This window comes from Vibrio fujianensis (assembly GCF_002749895.1).
Classification (GTDB): domain Bacteria; phylum Pseudomonadota; class Gammaproteobacteria; order Enterobacterales; family Vibrionaceae; genus Vibrio; species Vibrio fujianensis.
Genome location: NZ_NBUS01000040.1, coordinates 129,288 through 136,110 on the forward strand (window position 1 = coordinate 129,288; position 6,823 = coordinate 136,110).

The window sequence follows — 6,823 nt, forward strand, 5'->3', positions numbered from 1 at the left end:
ACTAATTGTTTGAGATCACCAAAATCACCCATTCCCCAGTTATGCTGAGTACGTAGTGTATATAGTTGAATACTTGGCCCCCAAAGCTTCTTACCTTTCTCTAACTCAGGTTGTTTATAGCAAGCTTTCGGTGTGATGATCAGTGTCATACGATAAGGAGATTTACGGCGTTTGCGCGTAATCAATAAGGTGTGATACCCCCATGGTAAATCATTCGGGAGCGTAAATACTAAAGGGCCGCCTTCAGAGCGTTCATCTCGAACAATTTGAGACTGCAAATACCCTTCAAGAACGTCACCTTGTTCTGTTTCAAGACGCCAATTAAATTCACTTTCACGAGCACTCACACCCAAGTAAAGAGGAACTTCAATTGCGTCACCGTCAGGAATCACCAGTACAGAATCCAACACCTCTTTTTTGTGCTTTTTCTCCGCGGACTTCAAGAGAGCGTCATCACTGCTCGTATCATATCCCATAGACGCCAAAAGACGACGTATTGTGTCGTCTGAAACGTTTGCTACGTCGCCCCATGCGCTTATATAGCTGTCGGCAATATTTGCCATCTCAGCGACTTGTTTTAATGCATAATGTTCTTTCATCGCTCTCTCCGAAGGGACAACTCCCCTTCAAATCATGTAGGGTATAAGAAAAAGGAATGAACCAGCCAAGGTCACGCCTTGGCTGGAAATTTGGGATGATTAACGTTTGACCGCTTTCAATTTCCAAATGTTATTCACGTAATCACGAATACTACGGTCAGAGCTAAATTTACCCACTAAAGCGGTATTAAGAATCGCTTTATTCGCCCAGCCAGCTTGATCGCGGTACTGCTTATCAATAGCTTCATGAGCCTGCACATAAGAAGCAAAGTCTGCTAATACAAGATAAGGGTCACCACCATCAAGTAAGCTTTCATAAGTGGCACGTAACTTACCGGGTTCACCTGGAGTAAATTCCTCACCGAGTAGAAGATCCAAAGAGGCCTTGAGCAGAGGATCAGCCTTATAGTAATCATAAGGGTTATAACCTTGGGCTTTTAATGCTTCGACACCATCTACGTCTAGACCAAAGATGTAGATATTGTCATCCCCCACTTCTTCACGAATTTCAACGTTGGCACCATCCATGGTTCCAATCGTTAATGCGCCGTTGAGTGCCATTTTCATGTTGCCTGTGCCTGACGCTTCTTTACCAGCAGTGGAGATTTGCTCAGAAACATCCGCTGCAGGAATAATGATTTCCGCCATGCTCACTCGATAATCGGGAATAAAGACCACTTTGAGTTTGTTATTTACGCGAGGATCGTTATTCACTTTTTCTGCGATCTTGTTTAGGGCATAGATAATTTCTTTCGCTAGGTGATAACCCGGTGCTGCTTTTGCCGCAAAAAAGACCACTCGTGGGTGCATGTCAAAATGAGGGTCATTCAGTAAACGGTGGTAGAGAGACAAGATGTGCAGCATATTTAGGTGCTGGCGTTTGTACTCATGCAAACGTTTAATTTGCACGTCAAAGATCGCATTGGTATCGAGTTCAATACCCATGTTCTCTTTCACCCAGTGCGCCAAACGTGTTTTATTCTCTTTTTTCACCGCCATAAACTGTTTTTGGAACGCTTTGTCGTCTGCATATTTAGCGATTTCAGCTAATTGCTCAAGATGGGCGGGCCATTGATCGCCTATTTTTTCAGTGATTAAGCTCGATAATCCAGGGTTACAGAATTTCAACCAACGGCGTGGGGTGATACCGTTAGTGACGTTCTGAATACGCCCCGGATAAAGCTCAACAAATTCTGGGAATAAGTCACGCTTTACTAATTCAGAGTGTAGTGCCGCAACCCCATTGACCGCATAAGAGCCCACAACACACAGATTCGCCATACGAACAACGCGATGGAACCCTTCTTCAATAATCGACAATTTTTGCTGCTTAGCGACATCCCCAGGCCATTTAGCGCGAACCTGTTGTAAGAAACGGTGGTTGATTTCGTAAATAATTTCCATGTGGCGAGGTAGTAAACGCTGAATCAAGGATTCACTCCACGTTTCTAACGCTTCGGGTAATAAGGTGTGGTTAGTATAAGCAAACGTTTTTGAACTGATTTCCCATGCAGCTTCCCAGCTCAAATCTCGCTCATCAATTAAAATGCGCATCAGCTCTGGGATCGCGATCGTTGGGTGAGTATCGTTTAATTGAATGGTTTCATGCTTAGGTAAATCTTGCAGTGTCAATCCAGCCGCCTCATGACGACGCAAAATATCACGTACCGATGCTGCACTATGGAAGTACTGTTGCATTAAACGCAGTGTTTTACCTTTTTCATGGTTATCGTTCGGGTAAAGAACTTTCGTGATGTTACCTGCGTCAATTAGTGCATGCTGAGCTTCAAAATAGTTACCATTGTTAAAACTTTCTAACGAGAACGGCGCGATCGCGCGGCATTCCCAAAGACGTAATGGATAAACCGTTTCACTTTGATAGCCAACAATCGGTAAATCCCAAGGCATCGCTTGAACCAACATACCTGGAACCCAACGACGCTTTTCTTTGCCATGGTCGTTATACACCTCAACATGACCATAGAAACCAATTTCTTGCTTCAGTTCTGGACGAGCAACTTCCCAAGGATAACCTTCAACACCGCGCCACGCATCTGGTGCTTCTTGCTGGTGACCATCCTCAAAAGATTGCTTAAATAAGCCGTATTCATAATGCAAACCATATCCAACGGTTGGGTACTCTTGCGCAGCACATGAATCCATAAAACAGGCTGCCAGACGGCCTAAACCACCATTACCTAATGATGGATCGCGTTCTTCTTCTAGAATATCTGTTAAACTTTGACCCAACTCGGCCATCGCATCTGAAATTTGTTCATACAACCCCATACTAATCAGGTTATTACCTGTTAAGCGGCCAATCAAAAATTCCAGTGATAAATAGTTAAGGCTTTTAGCTTTAACGATGCGTTGATCTTGTTCTGTTTCAAGTAGATCAAAGGTGGTTAGCTCAGCTAACGCTCGACCCATTGCTAAGTACCAAGCACGTGCCGAAGCCTGCTCTATCGTGGTCGCATAAGTCGCGGTTAGGTGTCGTTTTACGTTAGCTTGGAATAATGCTTTATCAAAAGCTTTCTGTTGCGTAGGTTTCATCGAGAAATCTCACTTATAGGTTCTAATCCATCTAGGTCATATCCTGCCGCGGCTAACTCAACAAAACATCCTCCTGATCAATTAGCAAATCGGGAGGAGGAGTTAGGGCGTAGAGGGAAGCATCGCTAAATTGCAGTGATCTAGCTCTCATTGATGGGGATTAAATCGCTTTTATAAGTGACATCGATCACGCCAACATTCTAAATTGCGCCAATTATTTTTGCTGGTGGCCTGCTGTAGACTTGATAACTATTTACTCAAAACGTTATTTTAGTCACAAATAATTTTTATATTTTACTTAATTTTCATCATTGTTCGTATGGAACACGTTTAAAACCTTCAATATCACTCAAGCAGAAAGTGATTCAAATCACAATTACGGGGCGTAGTTAATGGGAAACTGTGAATCATGCAGAAAAGCCGCGATCGATCAATAACCTGCTATCCAAACTTCTAGTAACATCTTTGTCACTATGGATAAGCAAACCTTCAATACACGCAATGACGGGACAATACAATGTGGATACCCTCTAAATTAACACGCCCGGGACGGCTACATAATGCGATTGTTCGTCCACGAGTCTTAGAGCTTTTACAGTACGCGCCTTGCTATAAATTAGTTCTTTTTCGTTCACCGGCCGGTTATGGAAAAACTACCATGGCCGCCCAGTGGCTAGCAGACAAACCCAATATCGGCTGGTATAGCATCGATGAAAGTGATAATGATTCATTTCGCTTTATCAATTATTTACTCCAAGCGCTTAATAAAGCGACTCAGCACAGCTGCCCTAATGCCCAGAAACTCGCGGAACGGCGTCAATTTTCGTCATTGCACTCTTTGTTTAGTGAAGTTTTTGCTGAAATGTCCGAATTTCATCAGGAATGTTTTGTGGTGCTTGACGATTATCATCTCATCAATGATGACGATATTCATGAAGCGATGCGATTTTTCCTGAAGCATATGCCCGATAATTTAACATTAGTGGTGACGAGCCGTACCACGCCACCACTAGGTACAGCAAACCTGCGGGTTCGGGATTTAATGATCGAGATCGGTAATGAACTGTTAGCTTTTGATTCAGAGGAAACCACGCGTTTCTTCAATCAACGAGTGGCCGATGGTATTGATGATAAAACGGCCATCAACCTACGTAACTATGTTGAAGGTTGGCCTTCTGCGCTACAACTTATTGCTCTACAAGCTCAACATCAAAAACGTACCTTAGCGCAAACCGCTGAATCGGTTTCCCATTTTAACCATGCCCACCTCTGGGACTACTTGGTTGAGGAGGTTTTTGATTTACTCGATGAGGATACTCGCTATTTTTTGATGCAATGCTCAGTGTTGGATCATTTCAATGATAGTTTAGTTGCAACGCTAACCAAACGAGATGATGCACTAAGCATGATTGAGTCTCTCAACCGTTATGGGTTATTTATCTACCCGCTTGAAGGTGAACATAACTGGTATCGATTCCATAATCTATTTGCAGAATTTCTTGCTCATCAGCGTTTAGCCCGTATCCCTCAACAAGAGCAAGAACTGCATCGCTCTGCCGCCCAAGCATGGCTTGAAGCCTCCACGCCTCACCAAGCATTACGCCATGCCAACCTAGCACAAGACACCGAGCTACTGGCTAACATCTTAGCCCAGTATGGCTGGAAAATGTTTAACCAAGGCGAGCTTAAGGTACTTGAATCTGCGATTAACTTACTCTCACCTAATCAGCTTTACCAAGAACCCAAATTGTGTCTATTGCAAGCATGGCTAGCACAAAGTCAGCATCGTTATGACGTTGTCGGTGACATGTTGGCGAAAGCAAAAAAAGAGATGCAAGCACTCAATGTTGAACTCAGTAGTAAACAACAAGGTGAGTTTAATGCCTTACTGGCTCAAGTCGCGATCAATAAAAATGAACCAGAAAAAGCCCTACAACTGGCCGAACTGGCCTTGAGCCAGCTTGATAATAGCGTTTATTTAAGTCGTATCGTGGCAACCTCTGTGGTCGGTGAAGTGAATCATGTTCTAGGGCAATTAAGCCGAGCACTGTCGATGATGCAACAAACTGAGAAATTGGCCCGTCAATATCAAGTTTATCATCAAGCTCTATGGGCTCTTTTACAGCAGAGTGAAATTTTAATAGCTCAAGGGTATGTGCAAGCGGCTTTTGAAGTGCAAGAAAATGCGTTTAAGCTAGTTGAAGAGCAACACCTACACCAAGTACCACTTCATGAGTTTCTGCTACGTATCCGAGCGCAAATACTCTGGTGCTGGAATCGGTTAGATGAAGCAGAAGAGTGTGCTTATAAGGGGCTAAGTGTTCTTGGCCCTCATTCGCCTAGCCAACATTTGCACTGCTACTCAATGTTAGCCCGTATTGCCATTGGCCGTGGAGAACTGGATAAAGCCGGAAGGTTTATCGAACAAGTGCAGCATTTAATGAAACAGTCTCATTATCATGTTGACTGGACAGCTAATGCATCGTTGTCATTATTACTGTATTGGCAAGCTCGGGGAGATACCGACGCGATACAAAATTGGTTAAGTGTCACAACTCGTCCCGAAAATGCGTATAACCATTTTTTGCAACTGCAATGGCGTAATATTGCGCGCGCTCAAATTAGCTTAGAACAGTATGCTGAAGCCAAACAAACACTGCTCTTTATTCATGAGCAAGCGCAAGAATACCATTTATTGACCGATCTCAACCGAAACTTAATTGTAGAAGCGTCTTTAGCGGTCGCCTGTAACGAAGAGGATTTGGCCCGAGAAAAACTCAAAGAGGCACTCCATCTGACCAACCAAACCGGTATGATTGGTAATTTTCTGGTTGATGGTCACCGAATCGGTCATTTGCTCGAAAAACTAACACATCGAGTAGAACTAGGTGATCTAGAACGTCATCGAGCACAACAATTGGTTAAAGAAATTTCCACCACTCAACGTAGTCGCTCGATTCATTTCGATGAAGAATTTGTTGAAAAGTTAATCAACCATCCCAACATCCCAGAACTGGTTCGCACCAGCCCGCTGACCCAACGAGAATGGCAGGTTCTGGGGCTGATCTATTCTGGTTTTAGTAATGAACAAATAGCTCAGGAACTCGATGTTGCTGGCACGACAATTAAAACGCATATTCGAAATTTGTATCAAAAATTGAATATTGCTAACCGTAAAGAAGCCGTCAGTACCGCAGAGAACTTATTACAACTGATGGGATACTAAAACGCTTATTTAAAGCACTAAAAAAGAGCCAAACCTTGCTTGGCTCTTTTTTATCGCTCAGAAAAACAACTTAAAATGGTTTGGGCGCAAAACCAGTCATCGCTTGCAAACGTAAAGCTTGGCCAATTTTAGTGGTGGGATGGACAATAATTAAACCTTTGACTGATTTTTTCAGCTTCCCTTGATCCGCCTGCTCTGCTTTGGTTAGTTCACGATAAAAAGGCATATCGGATAGCATCTTTCGCTCTTTGTTAAGCTCATATTCGGCTTTATTTTTTAAGCTATTAACCTGTTTAGTCAATTGATCTACTTCATCGGTAAATTTACTGATCATGGCACTATCGCCGCGAGCCTTAGCAGCATCCAACTTGTGACGGCAAGAATCAAGGCGATTGTTTAGTTGTTGAATGTCATTTTTTAAGCTCATGGTATAAGGCTCTTACTG

General features: G+C 43.1%; 3 protein-coding genes and 1 pseudogene. 1 reads left to right on the forward strand and 3 read right to left on the reverse strand.

From position 1 onward, the window contains the following. Together B7C60_RS18135 and B7C60_RS06500 are read right to left on the reverse strand one after the other, a co-directional pair. Positions 1 to 599: pseudogene (locus B7C60_RS18135) on the reverse strand (4-alpha-glucanotransferase); the annotation flags it as partial. A 99-nt stretch (positions 600 to 698) separates the two neighbouring features. Then, on the reverse strand, positions 699 to 3,152 hold the full coding sequence (locus B7C60_RS06500) for a glycogen/starch/alpha-glucan phosphorylase (RefSeq protein ID WP_099610954.1): 2,454 nt from the start codon (positions 3,150 to 3,152) through the stop codon (positions 699 to 701). Between the two features lie 517 nt (positions 3,153 to 3,669). On the opposite strand from B7C60_RS06500, the gene malT reads away from it, so the two are divergent. Next, a complete protein-coding gene (malT, locus tag B7C60_RS06505; protein WP_099610955.1) occupies positions 3,670 to 6,378 on the forward strand; it encodes an HTH-type transcriptional regulator MalT in 2,709 nt (902 codons plus the stop codon). A gap of 70 nt (positions 6,379 to 6,448) precedes the next feature. Here the strand turns inward: malT and B7C60_RS06510 are convergent, their stop codons facing one another. Next, the gene (locus B7C60_RS06510) at positions 6,449 to 6,805 is read right to left on the reverse strand and encodes a YibL family ribosome-associated protein (protein ID WP_099610956.1); all 357 of its coding nucleotides are present in this window, start codon (positions 6,803 to 6,805) and stop codon (positions 6,449 to 6,451) included. Positions 6,806 to 6,823 lie beyond the last annotated feature (18 nt).